A 16697-nucleotide genomic window follows, 5' to 3' on the forward strand; every position below is an offset into this window, starting at 1 on the left:
CTCCGGGGGGCTTCCACCACGACCGCCTCCGGTACGGCAGTGGGACAACAGCGGGGAGGGCTGTGGGAAGGGGCGCATGGCGCCGTCAGGTGTCGGCCCCGCGCCCGCTCCCGCAGCCTCCGGTGTCGCTCCCGTCCGGCGCTTCCGTCCGCCCGTCCCCCGCACCGCCCCGGCCCCGCGCGGTGGGTCAGCGCCGCCACACCGAACAGGCCCGCTTCACGCATGCCGCGTCCAGCGGCGGACCCCTGATGCGCAGGAGACGCCCCCAACCTCCTTCACCCCATGGTCCGTTGCCATGAAGCTCCGGTCGGAGGACCCCTGACCAGGTTCGGTCAGGGGTCGGCGAGCGGGTGGAGGTCGGGCCCCCCGGCGGTCAACCGATGTGGGCGCCGTAGATGTGGTCGACCGTCATCGTCATCAGCACTCTCCGCTCGGACACCATGACCGACCGGTACTCGTCCCAGTCCGGGTGCTCGCCGGCCGCCGCACGGTAGTAGTCCACCAGCGCCTGGACCTCGGGACCACGGGGGTCGGTGCCCGGGCCGACGATGGTGGCCGTGCCCTCGGCGGTGGCCCAGGCCCGGCCGTCCGGGCTGGTCACCTCCAGCGTGGCGCGTGGGTCCCGGCGCAGGTTGGCGATCTTCGCGGTGCCCTCGGTCGTCGACACCCGGATGACACCGGTGGCGCGGTCGTACGACGGCATCACGGGGGAGAGCTGGGGGCGGCCGTCGGACTTGATCGTCGCGAGGACGCCGAGCCGGCTGTGGGCGAGGAGCGCGTACGGGTCGAACGATGTGTCTGCCATACCGGCCCCAACCCGTCTCCGGATCCGGTGTATTCCGGCTCGGCGGCCGGATCCACCGATCGGCCCACCGCTGGTTCCGCCGCGGCCGACACCTTTCGGCCGGCCCTGCCCACCAGCGCCGCACCGGCCGACGCCTTCGGGCGGTGCGGCTGGTCGGTTCCTTCGGTCCGTTCCTTCGGCTCGTTCCTTCGGTCGATTCCCTACTCGGCGGCGGGCTTCGGCTGTCGCCGGCCGGTTCGATCCCGCCCGGCTCGATCGAGGCCGGCTGGGCAACGCCCGGACCGACGGCGAAGGCGACCCCGCCCCTCCCATCCGCTCCCGCGGGAGCGCGACACCGCTCCCGCGAGGAGGCGACTCACCCGCGCGGCGGAGTCCGCCCGCGTCCCCCGACCGTACGGACAGGACCTGAGCCGTGCCCACCCCGGGCGAAGGCGGGCGGAGGCCCGGAGCCCCCAGCCCGGACGGACCCCGCTCCCACCCGAAACCCTTGGGCGAGCAGCCGGCCCACGCCCCTGCGCACGCGGACGCGCCCCGTCTCGGTGACTCGCTCCCGACCCGCCGAGCACGACCGGTGACACTCCCGGGCTCGCCCCAACAGCCGCACCCGACTCCTCCCCCGCCCGTCTCCCGCGCATACTGGACGGACGCCGCCGGGCCGCACCACCCTGACCAGCCATCAGAAACGTCGGCGCGAGGTCGGTGTCAGCCCCCGCCAGGGGGTGACCTCACCGCCGGTCATCAGGTACCGCCAGGATCACCGCTTGCTCGAACCGCCCTGAACCGCGTGAACGCAGTTCAAAGGCTCATCCGCCAGCCTGCCGAGGAGATCGCGTTGAGAATGCTGATCAATGGTCCCGAGACCGTCGTTGACGACGCCCTACGGGGCATGGCGGCGGCACACCCCGACCTCCTGGTCGATGTGGAGAACCGGGTGATCATGCGGCGGGACGCGCCCGTCGCGGGACAGGTGGGGATCGTCTCCGGCGGTGGATCGGGACATGAACCGCTGCACGGCGGGTTCGTGGGCCCCGGAATGCTGTCGGCGGCCTGTCCCGGTGAGGTCTTCACCAGTCCCGTACCGGCCCAGATGCTGCGCGCGGCGGGTGCCGTCGACAGCGGACAGGGCGTGCTGTTCATCGTCAAGAACTACACCGGCGACGTCCTCAACTTCGACATGGCCGCCGAACTGGCCGAGGAGGAGGGCATCCGGCTCGGCAGAGTGCTGGTCCACGACGATGTGGCGGTGGTCGACAGCCTCTTCACGGCGGGCCGGCGCGGCACGGGCGCGACGCTCTTCGTGGAGAAGATCGCCGGGGCCGCCGCGGCGGCCGGGGCGCCGCTGGAGCAGGTCGAGGAGATCGGCCAGCGGGTGAACGACACCTCGCGGAGCTTCGGCGTCGCGCTCAGCGCCGTCACCACCCCGGCCAAGGGCACCCCGACCTTCGAACTACCCCCCGGTGAGCTGGAGTTGGGTATCGGGATCCACGGAGAGCCGGGACGCGAGCGCCGTTCCATGATGACCTCGCGGGAGATCGCGGAGTACGTCGTGGCGGCCGTGCTGGAGGACCGCACGCCCACCGGCCCCGTCCTGGTGCTCGTCAACGGCATGGGGGCCACTCCCCTGCTGGAGCTGTACGGATTCAACGCCGAGGTGCAGCGGATTCTCACCGAGCGAGGTGTGTCCGTGGCCCGTACCCTCGTCGGAAACTATGTGACCTCGCTCGACATGGCAGGCTGTTCGGTGACGATCTGCCAGGTCGACGATGAACTGCTGCGACTCTGGGACGCGCCGGTACGAACCGCCGCGCTCCGCTGGGGCATCTGAATCGGCCCGGGAACCGACTCATCACAGGAGGTTGATGTGCTCGACGCCGACTTCTTCCGACGCTGGCTGATCATGTCCACCGCGCTGGTGGACCAGGAGGCCGGGAGACTCACGGAGCTCGACTCTGCGATCGGTGACGCCGACCACGGCAGCAACCTCCAGCGCGGGTTCGCGGCAGTGACCGCGGCGCTGGAGCGGGAGACGCCCGCGACCCCGGGGGCCGTGCTGGTCCTGGCGGGCAAGGAGCTGATCGCTACGGTGGGCGGTGCCTCCGGACCGCTCTACGGGACGCTGCTGCGCCGGGCGGGCAAAGCGCTCGGGGACGCCCCCGAGGTGACCCCCGAGCAGTTCGCCGACGCCCTGCGGGCCGGTGTCGCAGCCGTGGCGCAGCTCGGTGGGGCGAAGCCCGGGGACAAGACGATGCTGGACGCCCTGGAACCGGCCGTCGCGGCGCTGGAGGACACCACCGCGTCGTTCGCGGCGGCCCGCGACGCCGCCGAGAAGGGTGCGCAGGGGACCACTCCGCTCCAGGCCCGCAAGGGCAGGGCGAGCTATCTGGGCGAGCGCAGCATCGGGCACCAGGATCCGGGGGCGACCTCGTCGGCGCTGCTCGTCGCCGCGCTCGCGGAGATGGTGGAATGAGCGGAGAGGCGGCCCGGGCCCGCGAGGGCGGGCGAGCCGGCCTTTCCCGGTCCGGCACGACGCGGAGGTGGCGGAATGAGTGAGGGCAAGCAGGTCGGCATAGTCCTGGTCTCCCACAGCGCCGAGGTGGCGCGGTCCGTCGCGGAGCTGGCCGTACGGCTCGCGGGCGGCGGCACCGCCCCGGTCGCCTCGGCGGGCGGCACCCCCGACGGCGGTCTGGGCACGAGTTCCGAGCTGATAGCGGCGGCGGCGGCCTCCGTCGACCGGGGTGCGGGCGTCGCCATCCTGGTCGATCTCGGCAGTGCGGTCCTGACGGTGAAGTCCATGATGGCCGAGGGTGACGAACTCCCGGAGGGGGCCCGGCTGGTGGACGCGCCGTTCGTGGAGGGTGCTGTCGGCGCCGTGGTGACGGCTTCGGTGGGCGGCGATCTGGACGCGGTGGAGGCCGCGGCGGCGGAGGCGTACGACTACCGGAAGGAATGACGGGACGCGGGCGAGGCGGGGACGGGGCGGGTGCCGTTCGGCCCCCCAGGAGTGGCGGCGCCCCGGCCCGCTGCCTAGCGTCGGTCCCGCTGGTGCGTTTCCTACCATCGGAGAGCTGACCATGCGGGCCCTACGTATCGCGTCCCTCACCCTCGCCGGAACCACCGCCGCGCTCGCCCTCGGTGCGCCGGCCGCACTCGCGGACCCCGGTGGGAGCGGTAGCGGGACCAGCGTCACCTCGTTCGGCTTCACGGTCTCGCCCGCGCGGGTCGCGCCCGGTGGCACCGTGACGCTGAACGCCGTCGAGTGTCCGTCGGCGGCCGTGACGGTCTCGTCGGACGCCTTCGATACGGTCACCCTCACCGAGGGGCTGCCCGGCAGCGCGAAGATCTCCGAGAAGGCCAAGCCGGGGACCGATTACGACGTCACCTTCGACTGTCAGGGTGAGCGCGGGACCGCCGCACTGACCGTCGGCGGTTCCGTGACCCAGGCGGATTACGGCACGTCGGCCGAGCCCGGGACGCGCACCGGCGCCGATCCGTTCACCGATCCCGGTACCGTCCCGGTACCTGACCCCGGCGCCCACACCGGCGCCGATCCGTTCACGGACCCCGGGGGCGGATCCCATCTCCCGGACCTCCCCGTGAAGCCCGGCGGTGGCGTGGCCGCGGGCTCGGGGGGCAGCCTGACCGGTCCGGATCCGGTGTGGCTCGGCGTCGGCTCCGCCCTCGTCGCGGGCGCGGTCGGCGGGAGCGCCGTGCTGCTGCGCCGGCGCGCGGTGGACGGCGTCTGACGCCCGGACGGCGACCCGGTATGGACACGGCCTCCCGGCGCGGTGCCTGGTTCACCCTGCTCTGTCTGCTGCTGCTCGGCGTCTTCCTGCTGCGCGCCGGTGCGAGCGGGTCGGACGCCGGGCCGCCCCGGCCGGGCTCCGTCCTCACGGCGCCCCGGCCGGCCGTCGCGACCGGGCTGTCCGCACCCGGCCCGCTCCCGCACTCCCCGCCCCGGCGGATCATCGTGCCGTCGTTGCGGGTGGACGCCCCGGTGAGCCGGGTCGGTCTCGCCGGAGACGGCCGGATCGAGGCCCCGCCACCGGAGCGGGCCCGGCTCGCCGGCTGGTACACGGGTGCCGTCGCCCCGGGTGAGCGCGGTACCTCCGTGATCGTCGGACATGTCGACAGTACGAAGGGGCCGGCCGTCTTCTATCTGCTCGGCTCACTCGAACGGGGGAGCCGGGTGGAGATCCTCCGCGAGGACGGTCGTACGGCGGTCTTCTCCGTCTACGGCGTCGAGGTCCACGCCCAGCGGGGCTTTCCCGCCGACCGTGTCTACCGGGACGGGCCCCGGCCGGAGCTGCGTCTGATCACCTGCGCCGGTCGGTTCTCCGAGCGGACCGGGTACGACGACAACGTGGTGGTCTCCGCCCGTCTGGTCGGGGTCCGCTGAACCTCCGCGCCCGGGTGCCCCGGCCGGGGCACCCGGCGGCCCCCGCCCGGTGCCCACCCTCCCAAGGGGTTTCCCGTGCTCCCTGAGGGCGCACGACATCCCTGGCGGGCGCACGACGACGGCTACGACGCGTCCCCTGGGCCCCTGCGGGCCTGGGGAGGCCCCACTCCTGGGCCCCTGCGGGCTCGGGGAGGCCCTACTCCTCGGCCCCCGCGGGCCCGGGGAGGCGCCACTCCTCGGCCCTGGGGCCCGGGAAGACCCCCCGCGGGCCCCGGGGGGCCCCACCATTCGGCCCTGCGGCCTGAGGAGGCGCCACGCCTCGACCCCCACGGGCCCCGGGAGGCGCAACGCCCCGGCCCCACAGCCCCAGGAAGCACCACACCTCGACACGGCCCAGCGAGACCCCACACTTGATCCCCGCAGGCCCGGGAGGGCCTCGTACATCTGACGCCGCGCGGGGATGCACCACGGACTAGGTCGTGTCTTCAAAGTCCCGTCTGTCTGCCGTGCCCTGGCACGCACCCTCGCCGCGTTGTCGTCAGTCGCCAACGCTCCGCGTTGACTCCCTCCTCCGCCTTGCGATCGCACGCACCAGACCCCGCCAGCCCCGCCCTCCGGGCGGACGACGCTACTTTGAAGACACTCCCTAGGGGACAGCCCTGGGCACGGCGGGCGGGGGCGTCAAATCAGCGCGGCGGCCTCGCGCACGGAGAGGCCCCGGCCCGCCTCGTACGCCCGGGTGTACTCCGCGTCGCCGAGCACCGCCCGCAGCGCGGCCTCGGTACGCCGCCGCACCGTCGGCCCGTCGTCGAACGGCTGGAAGCCGAGGCTGCCCTGACCCCGGTCACCGTCGTCGTACACGGCCAGGATCCGCGCCCCGTCACCGGCCGCGCCGAGACCGGCCATCGCCCAGGCCGCGCAGAGGAACTGGTCGGCGACGAGCTGGGGGGCGACGACGTAGGCGAGGCTGCCGAGATGCCCCACGGCCTCCCGCACCCGCTCCCGGGCCCGCTCGTACTCCTCGTCCAGGCAGTCCAGCCAGCCGTGCGTCCCCGCGAGCAGGCCGTGGAAGAGGCCGGGGGCGCCGGTGTGCGTCTCGCCGTCCATCCGGCGCAGTTGGCCCCGGGCGAGCGTGGTGCGGCCGGTGGCGCCGTAGTGCCGGGCGAGCAGCATCCGCCCGGTGCCGATCACCTCGCTCGCCCGGCCCCTCGCCTCCTCCACCACATCGAGAAGCGCGCGTTCGGCGCGGGCCAGTTCGTCGGCGTCGGCGGCGGTCCTCAACCGGACGGCCGCCAGCCGGGCGGTGAAGACGGTCGCCTGGGAGTGCGCGCCGACCCGTTCGGAGTCGCGCGCGGCCCGCTCGTAGTCCGCCGCCGCCGCGGCGTACCTACCCTGCCGCTCGTGTTCCTCGCCGCGCGCGGAGAGCGCCTCGGCGACGCCCCACGGGTCACCCGCCTCCGCAAAGAGCGCCAGCGCGCGGTCGGCGTCACCCCCTTGCCCGTCCCGTCCCTCCGAGCGCAGCCGGGACCGCATGATCAGGGCGAAGGCGAGGTCCCAGCCGGTGCCCGGGGGCGGGTCCTCGTTGGCCGCGACGATGGCGTCCACGGTGTCGAGCAGACCGCCGAAGCCGCCCTTCATCAGTCGGGCGAAGAACCACATGGAGCCCGGTTGGCGGCGGAGCTGGGGCAGTCCCGGCCGGTAGGCGGCGACGATCCGGCCCAGGTACTCCTGGAGCCGGGGCCCGGCGGTCGCCCCCGCCACCGAGTCCTCGATGCCGCTGCACGCCAGCACCATCAGATGGGTGCTGCGGCGCGCCTCCCACAGTGTCTCGCCGGTCCACGGCAGCGGGGTGTCCGTGCAGCGTTCGGCCAGCGGCCCGGCGGGCCGGACGGGGGCGGCGAACGGGTCGGGGGTGAGGGCGGCCGCCGCGGTGGACCAGGTGCGGGCGTCCGCCTGGTGGCCGCGCTGCTGCCAGAACCAGCTCATGGCGAGCGTCAGACAGAGCGCCTCCTGCTCGTCGGCGAGGCGGACGGCCGCCCGCAGGGCGGTCCGGAGGTTCTCGTGCTCGGTTTCGAAGCGGTCCAGCCACCCGGCCTGGCCCGGCCCACGCAGCTCGGGTTCGCCGGTACGGGCCAGCTCCCGGTAGACGCACAGATGGCGGCGGACGACGGCGTCGCGCTCGCCGGCCTCGTCGAGCCGCTCGGAGGCGTACTCGGCGACGGTTTCGAGCAGTCGGTAGCGCATACCGTCGCCGGCGTCGGGGACGGCGACGACCAGCGATTTGTCGACCAGCGCGGCGAGAGTGGCGAGCACGTCGGGCGCATCCCGCCCACTAAGGGAGTTCGCTCCGCAGACCTCCTCGGCCTGGGGCAGCGCGCAGCCGCCGGAGAAGACGGAGAGGCGGCGCAGGACGGCGCGTTCGGGGGCGTCGAGGAGGTCCCAGGACCAGTCGACCACGGCGCGCAGGGTCTGCTGGCGGGGCAGGACGGTGCGGCTGCCGCCGGTCAGCAGCCGGAACCGGTCGTCCAGCCGGTCGGCTATCTGGCGCGGGGTGAGCATCCGGAGCCGGGCGGCGGCCAGTTCGATGGCGAGCGGCAGCCCGTCAAGGCGGCGGCAGATCTCGGCACAGGCGTCCGGATCGTCGTCCGTCCGGAACCCGGGGCGGGCGGCGGCACCCCGGTCCGCCAGCAGCCGCAGCGCCGTCTCCGGGGGCAGCGGACGGACGCTCCGTACGGACTCCCCGGGGACGCCCAGGGGCTCACGGCTGGTCGCCAGGATGTGCACCCCCGGACAGTGGCCGAGCAGCGCGTCGGCGAGCCGGGCCGCGGCGTCGATCAGGTGTTCGCAGTTGTCCAGGACGAGGAGCAGCCGGCTCTCCGCGCAGTGCTCGACGAGCTGGTCCAGCGGCCCGCGGGGCTCGGCCGCGCCGGGGAGCCTCGGTGGCGATTCCCGGGCCCCGAGCGCGGTGAGTACGGCCTCGGGGAGGGTGCCCTCATCGCGCACGGGGGCCAGTTCGGCGACCCGGACACCATCCGGCCAGGCCCCGATCACCGCGTCGGCGGCCTCCAACGCGAGTCTGGTCTTCCCCGCGCCCCCGGGGCCGACCAGGGTCACCAGCCGGTGGGTCCGCACGGCGACGCCGAGGTCGGCGAGTTCGCTCTCGCGTCCGACGAACGAGGTGAGACGGGCGCGGAGGTTGCCGCGCCCGGCCGCGACGGTGGCGGCGGGAGTCAACAGCCGGGCGTGCAGGGCGCGGAGTTCGGCGCCGGGGTCGGTGCCGAGCCGGTCGGCGAGCCGGGCCCGTATCTGTTCGTACGCCTGGAGGGCCTCGGCCGGGCGGCCGGCAGCGGCGAGGGCGCGGAGCCGCAGCGCCTGGCGGGATTCGTCGAACGGGGATTCGGCGGCGTACGCCGTCAGCTCGGCGAGTACGTCCGGGGCGCGGCCGAGATCGAGGGCGGCCCTGAAACCGGCCGCGCGCGCCTGGTCGCGGCGCTGTTCCGCGCGTACGGCGACGGGGTCGGAGCCCGCTTCGGGCAGATCGGCGAGCGCGGGCCCGCGCCAGAGCGTGAGGGCCTCGTCCAGGAGGGCGGCGGCCTCGGCGGCGTGTCCGGCGTCGAGTGCCGTGATGCCTTCCGTGGTGAGCCGTTCGAACCGGAAGAGGTCGACGGCGTCGCGGTCGGCGGCGAGCCGGTATCCCCCGGGGGTCAGTTCGACGGATGCCGGTCCGATGGCCCGTCGCAGCCGCCCGACGAGGGCCTGGAGGGCGGCGGCCTCGTCGGCGGGCCGGTCATCGTCCGCTCCCCAGATCAGCGCGCCCAGCTCGGCCGGGCGCACGGCGCGGCCCGCGCCCGCGGCGAGTGCGGTGAGCAGCGCCCGGAGCCGCGCTCCGCCGAGTCCGACCCCGGTACCGTCCGGCCGGACGGCGCGGGTGGGGCCGAGAATGAGGTAGCGGTAGGTCACCGGCCCATTGTCCCCGTGTGGGGCGGGGGCGCGGCGGTCGGACGGGAGACCGGGCCCGGCAGCTCGGTTCAGCGGGCGGGCGGGCTGGCGCGCCGGGCTGCCGGGGTCCAGCGGGCGGGCGGGCTGGCGCGCCGGGCTGCCGGGGTCCAGCGACCGGGCCCGGCCGACGGGCCCGGCTGCCGGGGTCCAGCGACCGCGGCAGGCCGGCCGGGGCAGCGACCGCGGCAGGCCGGCCGGGGCAGCGACCGCGGCAGGCCGGCCGGGGCAGCGACCGCGGCAGGCCGGCCGGGGGGCAACGGTCGGGGCAGGCCGGCCGGGGGGCAACGGTCGGGGCAGGCCGGCCGGGGGGTCAGCGGTCGGGGCAGGGCCAGACGCGGATGTCGTACCGCTCCGGCTCCTCGGAAGCGCACCGCCAAGCCTTCACGCCGTACTCGCCGGCGTCGGGCAGCACGAGGGCCGGGCCGGGCTCCCGGCCCTCCACGTTGACGCAGGTCAACTCCCGGGCGGGGGCGTCGACACGGCAGGTGCCGAGATACACGCCCCGGCCGTCGGGGGGTGTCTCGCCCCAGACGGAGAGGGCGATGCCGATACGGGTCCGGGACGCACGGGTCGGCACGCCGACGGCGGTGCCGTGGGCCGACACGACACCCTCCTGGGGGATCGCGGACTCCAGATCGCCGTGGTCACCCCCTTCGGCGAGCACCCAGAACTCGCTGTGCGAGACCTTGAGGGTGTCGAACACGACGTCCCAGGGCTGCCGGTCGGGAAACAGGTTCTCCCCGAACACTGTCACTGACTCCATGCGCGCCACGGTAACCACCGTGGCCGCCCGTCGCCAGGGAATCCACTGTCCCGGGCCGGATGGGCGGTCATGGCCCCCGAGGCGCCTGGACCGGCCCCGCCCCGGGTGGACTGGCAGACTGGGGGCATGTCCTCTCCTCGCCGGCTGTGCCCGGTCTGCCGTCGCGAGATCGCCGTGGTCGCGGGCCGTTTCGCCCGCCACGACCCGGCTGGTTCCCGGACGACGACCGAGCTGGTCTCCTGCCCCGGCTCGCGGTTGCAGGCTCCGTACGAACGCGCCCTCCAGCCGTCGCTGGACGGCGTGGTGGTGCCCGGTTTCCCCGGCCAGCTACCGCTCTTCTGATCTCTGGGCCTCCGGGCGACCTCAAGGGGTCTCCCGGGGTCTCCGGGCCGTGGCCACGACCGCTCCCCCGGACCGTCGGGACCCGGCCCCCGGGGCTGACGGCGCCCGGTGGCCGGTGTCACCGGGACGGCTCCGTGACCGTCGGGGACGGTGCTGGTGTCCCCCGGCGATGAGACCGTCCGGCGGCGAGGAGGTGATCGCGTACGCGACAGAACCCCCACCCACCCGGTAGATTGGTCTACACCATTGCGCACACCGAGACGCACACACAGGGACAGGGATCTTCGTGGAAGTTGTCATCGTTCCGGACGCCGCCGCCGGCGGCGAACTCATCGCCGAGGCCATGGCCGACCTGCTGCGCCGTAAGCCCGACGCCCTTCTGGGAGTGGCCACCGGCTCGACTCCGCTCCCGATCTACGAATCTCTCGCCGCCAAGGTGCGCGCCGGCGATGTGAACGCGTCGCGCGCCCGGATATGCCAGCTGGACGAGTACGTGGGCCTGCCGCACGGCCACCGGGAGTCCTACCGCTCGGTGGTCCTGCGCGAGGTCGTGGAGCCGCTCGGGCTGACCGAGTCCTCCTTCATGGGCCCCGACGGCTCCGCCGAGGACGTGGCAGCGGCCTGTGAGGCGTACGACCGCGCGCTCACCGAGGCCGGTGGCGTCGACCTCCAGCTCCTGGGCATCGGCACCGACGGGCACATCGGCTTCAACGAACCCTGCTCCTCGCTCGCCTCCCGCACCCGGATCAAGACCCTCACCCAGCGGACCCGGCAGGACAACGCCCGGTTCTTCAACAACCTGGACGAGGTCCCCCACCATGTGATCACCCAGGGCATCGGCACCATCCTGGAGGCCCGCCACCTGGTACTGCTGGCCACCGGCGAGGCGAAGGCGGACGCGGTGGCGCTCGCCGTCGAGGGCCCGCTCGCGGCGCTGGTGCCCGCTTCGGCCCTCCAGCTCCACCCGCACGCCACCGTGGTGGTGGACGAGGCCGCCGCGTCCCGGCTGAAACTCGCCGACTACTTCCGCGCCACGTACGCCGCCAAGCCGGACTGGCAGGGCATCTGATCGTTCGGCCGCCCCCGGCCGAGCGACCTGCCGGGCCACCCCGCCGGGGGGACCGCTCCCCCCGGCGGTGAGAGCCCCGAACCGGCCGGTGGCATCGATTTTGCACCGGCCGGAACATATTCATCTTTCAACGGCTCATATCCGCCACTCAGTTGATACGGTGCGCTGGCTCGGCACTTGTCGCGCGTTCCCGTGACGCGCATTCGTGCAGCCCCGGGGGATCTTCATGGACGACAACGACGACGGCAGCGCCCACGACATTCATGTGGTCAGGGCGAGCCTGGAGCGTGTCCGACGGCGAGCCGGCCATGTGGTCCGGTTCTTCTACGCCCATTTGTTTAGACACCATCCACATCTTCGACCACTCTTCCCGGTCGATATGACCGACCAGTACCAGCGCATGTTCACCTCGCTGGTCCATGTCGTGGAGCAGCTCGGCCACCCCGGGCTCCCCACCCATCTGGCACGGCTCGGCCGGGACCACCGCAAATTCGGCATCGTGGACCGGGACTACACGGCGGTGGGCGAGAGCCTCGTCGCCGCGGTGGCCCAGCACTCCCCGACCACCTGGGACGGGGCGACGAGGGCGGCCTGGCTGCGGGTGTACGGGGGCGTCGCCGAGCTGATGGCGGCCGGGGCCCGGCGGTCCGTGGCCGAGCACGAGCCCCCCTTCTGGGAGGCCACCGTGGTCTCGCACCGACTGCACGGCGATCACACGGCGGTCGTCCGCGCCGCCGTCCGAACCCCTTACCCCTGGCTCCCGGGCCAGTACGCGGCACTGGAGCACCAGGACCTGCCAGGGGTCTGGCGGCCGTACTCCCTGGCCGGCGGGGCAGCGGCGGAGGCACGGGAGCGGGAGCGGATCCTCGAATTCCATGTCGGCAGGGTGGCGGACGGCCTGCTGAGCACCGTCCTGTGCGACCACACCGAACCCGGACAGCGGCTGCGGCTCGGCGCCGCGTCGGGAGCCGCGCTCGCGCCGCCCCCGGGCACCCCGGCCGTCACCCTCATCGCGGCGGGCACGGGCTGGGCCCCGGTCAAACCGGTCCTCGATGAGTTACTCGCGCGCAGACCCGCCCCCCGCGTCCGGATCGACGCCGTGGCCCGGGGTGAGGCGCACTTCTACGACGGAGCCTTCCTCGACGACCTGCTGCGCGACCACCCCTGGCTGAGCGCATACTGGTGGCACGAGGAACGCGACGAGGGCAGGACCCGGGCGGCCGAGCGGCTCCACACGCATCTCAGGGGACGGCGGGACTGGTCCGGTGAGAGCGTCTACCTCTGCGGTCCGGTGCAGTTCGTACAGGAGACGGCGGCACTGCTCCACGCCTGCGGGCTGCCGCGGGAGTCGCTGATCCGCGATCCACAGCCCTCGTCGGTGCGCCGGCGCGGCCACGTCTCTCATGCGGAGGCGTTCCTCGATCCCGTGGCGGTGACCTGGATCGATCCGGAGGCGCGGACGCGCCCGCCGAGCGCGCCGATGGCCGTGTGGCAGGGCACCGTCGGGTGCTGACGGCGCGTTGAGCCGCCTGGGCCGCATGACGGACGCCTGACCGGGTGCGGCGACAGACGTTGACGCCTCCAAGGAACAACAAGCCGGCCCTCACAGAGAAATCAGCCACTGTGCCCGGAAATACCCATCCCTGGACGGTGATCAGACGACAGAACAGACCTTGTCTGACTGGGGCCCCTGCGACACCTTCACCCCCTCATGCGAATGTTGTCGCGACCCATCGCACGAACCGCCACGCGGGCGGATCGAGCGGGAACAGATGTACCAGCGCGCAAGGAGCATCACGATGGCAACTCCTCTGTCGGCCGCGAGGCTGCTGAAGGTCCTCCGTGACGAAGGGCTCACGGTCGTCGAGCACCGAAGCTGGCGTACGCACAACCGCAATCACAAGGGCCCTTGGGGGCCGGTACACGGGGTGATGATCCATCACACCGTCACCTCGGGGGCGCAGAGTTCGGTGGAGCTCTGCTACAACGGCCACTCCACACTGCCCGGACCGCTCTGTCACGGCGTGATAACCAAGGACGGCACGGTCCATCTCGTCAGCGCGGGACGGGCCAACCACGCGGGCCTCGGCGACGACGAGGTGCTCCGCGCCGTGGTCGGCGAGTCCGCGTCGCTGCCCGCCGACAACGAGGCGAACACCGACGGCAACCGGCACTTCTACGGTTTCGAGTGCGTCAACCTCGGTGACGGCAAGGACCCCTGGCCCGCCGCGCAACTGGCGGCGATCGAGAAGGCGTCGGCGGCGATCTGCCGGGCGCACGGCTGGTCACGGCGCTCGGTGATCGGGCATCTGGAGTGGCAGCCGGGGAAGATCGACCCGCGCGGCTTCACCATGGAGTCGATGCGCGCCCGGGTCGGGGCGCGGCTCGACGGCGGCCCGGAGGGCCCGACCAAGCCGCCCGTCACGAAGCCCCCTGTCACCAAGCCGCCCGTCACGAAGCCCCCTGTCACCAAGCCGCCCGTCACCAAGCCCCCTGTCACCAAGCCGAAGCCCAAGCCCACGTCGTACGAACCGTTCCCGGGGGCCGCGTTCTTCGCGGCCGGCCGGCGCTCCGCCATCGTGACGGCGATGGGACGGCGGCTGGTCGCGGAGGGCTGCGGCCGGTACCAGTCCGGTCCGGGCCCGACCTGGACGGACGCCGACCGGGCGTCGTACGCGGCCTGGCAGCGCAAGCTGGGTTACACCGGCGCGGCGGCCGACGGCATCCCGGGCAAGGCCAGTTGGGACCGCCTGAAGGTGCCCAACGTTTAAACACCCCGGTGAACACCCCTGGTGGGAGCCCGCTCCTGGGGCGGGCGGGCTCCCCGCCCGGCACCGGTGGTCGGACCAGTCCGGGATGCAAGACCACACCGGGGATCACTTGACTGATCCGACCACCACTTGTTGCAATCGGGACATGCGGCCACGACTCGATCTCACACGGCGACGACACGTCGATCTCGCCCGTGTGTCGAGTGCCGCCTGTCGACGGCACCGGCTCGCCCAGCCTGTTGAGCTCGTCTAGCTCGTCTAGCTCGTCTAGCGGGCACCGTCCCGCTCTTCGCGTCCCCCGTGAGCGTCACCGCGCCCACCCCGTGCGCGACGGTTCCCGATACCGGCCCGGGGCGGGTGGGCCATCGGTACTCCCCCGTACGCCCCGACACCGTTCCGCGTCCGTAGCACGCCGCCGTGCCGCGCTCACCCGGTCGACGAGGCCGCGTTCCTCACTTCACCCCTGCCCGGCACCGGCGCGCCACGTGCTCCTCCCGACGCGGCGCCCGGTGCCCTCCCCCACGAAGGAATTCCCATGGCCGTTGTCGTGTCCGTCTCCGGCAGCCCCTCCGCTGGTTCCCGCACCGCGCGTCTGCTGCGCCACCTCGATGCCCGGTTGACCGCCGACGGCCACGAGATACTCCCCCTCGACGTCCGTACCCTCCCCGCCGAAGCGCTGCTCGGCGCCGACTTCAGCCATCCGGCGATCATCGCGGCCACGGCACTCTTCGAGCGTGCCGAGGGGGTCGTCATAGGCACCCCCGTCTACAAGGCGGCCTACTCCGGAGTGCTCAAGGCGCTGCTCGATCTGCTGCCGCAGCACGCCCTGGCGGGGAAGACCGTGCTGCCGCTGGCCACCGGAGGGACGACCGCCCATGTACTGGCCATCGACTACGCGCTGCGGCCGGTGCTCTCCTCGATGGGCGCGGCGCACATCGTCCAGGGCTGGTTCACCCTGGACCGGCACATCGCCGTACGGGACGACGGCGATGTCACCGTCGCCCCGGAGGCGGCGGGCGGTCTCGACCAGGCCGTCGCCACGTTCTCGTCGGCGCTCGGCGGACGCCGGCCCGTACTGGCGGCGGCGGGCTGAACCGGCTCCCCCGGCGGGGGGCCAGGGGTGGGGAGCGGGTCCCCCCGGCGGTCAGCTTCCAGGGCCGTACCAGAGCGTGGTGATGTTGCAGAACTCCCGGATGCCGTGGGCGGCCAGTTCCCGGCCGTAGCCGGACCGCTTGGCACCGCCGAACGGGAGGGCGGGATGAGAGGCAGTCATGCCGTTGATGTAGACGCCTCCCGCCTCGATGTCTCGGGCGAACCGCGCCATGTCGTCCACGTCCCGGGTCCAGACGCTGGAACTCAGCCCGAAGGGCGTGTCATTGGCGAGGGCGACGGCCGCGTCCAGGTCCGCCACCCGGTAGACGGTGGCCACCGGGCCGAACGCCTCCTCGCGGTGGATCCGCATCCGGTCATCGACCCCGGCGAGGACAGTGGGCTCGTAGAACCAGCCCCGGGCCCGGTCGCTGGGTCGCCGTCCACCGCACAGGGCCGTCGCCCCCCGCTCCAGGGCGTCGCCGACCAGCTCCTCCAGATCGGCCCGGCCCTGTTCCAGGGCGAGCGGTCCGACCTGGGTGGACTCCTCCATGGGGTCCCCGACGGTCAGCTCCCGCATTCCCTCGGTGAAGCGGGCGCAGAAGTCGTCATAGACGGCCGTGTGCGCGATGAACCGTTTGGCGGCGATGCACGACTGGCCGTTGTTCTGCACCCGGGCGGTGACGGCCGTGGCCGCCGCCGCCTCGACATCGGCCGACGGCATCACGATGAAGGGGTCGCTGCCGCCCAGTTCCAGGACGGTCTTCTTCACCTCGTCTCCCGCGACGGCGGCGACCGCGCGGCCGGCCGGCTCGCTTCCGGTCAGGGTCGCGGCGGCGACGCGGCGGTCGCGGAGGATGTCCTCGACCGCTCCCGAGCCGATGAGCAGCGTCTGGAAGCAGCCGTTCGGGTAGCCCGCGCGGTGGAAGAGTTCCTCCAGGTAGACCGCGGTCTGCGGGACGTTGGACGCGTGCTTGAGGAGGACCGTGTTGCCGGCCATGAGAGCGGGCGCGGCGAACCGCAGCACCTGCCAGAGGGGGAAGTTCCAGGGCATCACGGCGAGGACGACCCCGAGCGGCCGATAGCGCACGACGACCCGTTCCGCCCCCGAGTCGGCCACATCATCGGCGGCCGGATGCTCGTCGGCGAGGAGTTCCGCGGCGTGCTCGGCGTACCAGCGCATCGCCTTGGCGCACTTGGCCGCCTCCGCGCGGGCCGCCGCGACGGGTTTGCCCATCTCGATGGTCATGGTGCGGGCGATGGCGTCCTGATCCTCCAGGAGCAACTCGGCCGCGCGGGTGAGGAGGTGCGCCCGGTCGGGGAGGTCGGTGGTGCGGTAGGTGTCGAAGGCCGCGGCGGCGCGGGCGAGGCGTTCCTCGATGTCCGCGGCTTCCAGCGGGACGAAGGTCTGGAGCGTCTCGCCGGTGGTGGGGTTCACGGTCGCGATGGCCATGGCGGGCTCC

Annotated in this window: 15 protein-coding genes; 11 read left to right on the plus strand and 4 right to left on the minus strand. The window is 73.4% G+C overall.

Translation table 11 applies throughout. From position 1 onward, the window contains the following. Positions 1-373 precede the first annotated feature (373 nt). Positions 374-805: a PPOX class F420-dependent oxidoreductase gene (locus ACH4S7_RS24725; RefSeq protein WP_398523442.1), complete on the minus strand. Its 432-nt coding sequence runs from the start codon at positions 803-805 to the stop codon at positions 374-376. An 832-nt stretch (positions 806-1637) separates the two neighbouring features. Between ACH4S7_RS24725 and dhaK the strand changes: the two genes are divergently transcribed. The 5 genes from dhaK (at position 1638) to ACH4S7_RS24750 (ending at position 5201) form a co-directional block, all read left to right on the plus strand. Beyond that, a complete protein-coding gene (gene dhaK, locus ACH4S7_RS24730; RefSeq protein ID WP_398523553.1) occupies positions 1638-2630 on the plus strand; it encodes a dihydroxyacetone kinase subunit DhaK in 993 nt (330 codons plus the stop codon). Positions 2631-2666: 36 nt separating this feature from the next. Then, positions 2667-3272, plus strand: coding sequence for a dihydroxyacetone kinase subunit DhaL (gene dhaL, locus ACH4S7_RS24735; RefSeq protein ID WP_398523443.1), 606 nt, complete (start codon positions 2667-2669; stop codon positions 3270-3272). Between the two features lie 75 nt (positions 3273-3347). Beyond that, complete coding sequence (locus tag ACH4S7_RS24740) at positions 3348-3755, plus strand: PTS-dependent dihydroxyacetone kinase phosphotransferase subunit DhaM (protein ID WP_398523444.1); 408 nt, start codon at positions 3348-3350, stop codon at positions 3753-3755. Between the two features lie 121 nt (positions 3756-3876). Beyond that, complete coding sequence (locus ACH4S7_RS24745) at positions 3877-4548, plus strand: hypothetical protein (RefSeq protein WP_398523445.1); 672 nt, start codon at positions 3877-3879, stop codon at positions 4546-4548. 20 nt (positions 4549-4568) lie between these two features. Beyond that, complete coding sequence (locus ACH4S7_RS24750; protein WP_398523446.1) at positions 4569-5201, plus strand: class F sortase; 633 nt, start codon at positions 4569-4571, stop codon at positions 5199-5201. Between the two features lie 681 nt (positions 5202-5882). Here ACH4S7_RS24750 and ACH4S7_RS24755 read toward each other — a convergent pair. Both ACH4S7_RS24755 and ACH4S7_RS24760 read right to left on the minus strand, forming a co-directional pair. Continuing rightward, the gene (locus tag ACH4S7_RS24755) at positions 5883-9161 is read right to left on the minus strand and encodes an ATP-binding protein (RefSeq protein WP_398523447.1); all 3279 of its coding nucleotides are present in this window, start codon (positions 9159-9161) and stop codon (positions 5883-5885) included. 349 nt (positions 9162-9510) lie between these two features. Then, a complete protein-coding gene (locus ACH4S7_RS24760; RefSeq protein ID WP_398523448.1) occupies positions 9511-9963 on the minus strand; it encodes a hypothetical protein in 453 nt (150 codons plus the stop codon). Between the two features lie 126 nt (positions 9964-10089). Here ACH4S7_RS24760 and ACH4S7_RS24765 point away from each other — a divergent pair, with 126 nt between their 5' ends. The 6 genes from ACH4S7_RS24765 to ssuE all read left to right on the plus strand — a co-directional run bounded on the left by ACH4S7_RS24765 (position 10090) and on the right by ssuE (position 15238). Beyond that, positions 10090-10305, plus strand: a complete 216-nt coding sequence (locus tag ACH4S7_RS24765) for a hypothetical protein (RefSeq protein WP_398523449.1) — start codon at positions 10090-10092, stop codon at positions 10303-10305. A 286-nt stretch (positions 10306-10591) separates the two neighbouring features. Continuing rightward, complete coding sequence (gene nagB, locus ACH4S7_RS24770) at positions 10592-11374, plus strand: glucosamine-6-phosphate deaminase (RefSeq protein ID WP_398523450.1); 783 nt, start codon at positions 10592-10594, stop codon at positions 11372-11374. 226 nt (positions 11375-11600) lie between these two features. Then, positions 11601-12887 (plus strand): globin domain-containing protein, encoded by a 1287-nt coding sequence (locus tag ACH4S7_RS24775; RefSeq protein ID WP_398523451.1) that lies wholly within the window; start codon positions 11601-11603, stop codon positions 12885-12887. Positions 12888-13173: 286 nt separating this feature from the next. After that, positions 13174-14145, plus strand: coding sequence for a peptidoglycan-binding protein (locus ACH4S7_RS24780; RefSeq protein ID WP_398523452.1), 972 nt, complete (start codon positions 13174-13176; stop codon positions 14143-14145). A 145-nt stretch (positions 14146-14290) separates the two neighbouring features. Next, complete coding sequence (locus ACH4S7_RS24785; protein WP_398523453.1) at positions 14291-14398, plus strand: putative leader peptide; 108 nt, start codon at positions 14291-14293, stop codon at positions 14396-14398. 282 nt (positions 14399-14680) lie between these two features. Continuing rightward, positions 14681-15238, plus strand: a complete 558-nt coding sequence (gene ssuE / locus ACH4S7_RS24790) for an NADPH-dependent FMN reductase (RefSeq protein ID WP_398523454.1) — start codon at positions 14681-14683, stop codon at positions 15236-15238. 51 nt (positions 15239-15289) lie between these two features. On the opposite strand, the gene ACH4S7_RS24795 is transcribed toward ssuE, so the two are convergent. Then, positions 15290-16687: an NADP-dependent succinic semialdehyde dehydrogenase gene (locus tag ACH4S7_RS24795; protein WP_398523455.1), complete on the minus strand. Its 1398-nt coding sequence runs from the start codon at positions 16685-16687 to the stop codon at positions 15290-15292. Positions 16688-16697: the final 10 nt, after the last annotated feature.

This window comes from Streptomyces sp. NPDC020965 (assembly GCF_044333555.1).
GTDB lineage: Bacteria > Actinomycetota > Actinomycetes > Streptomycetales > Streptomycetaceae > Streptomyces.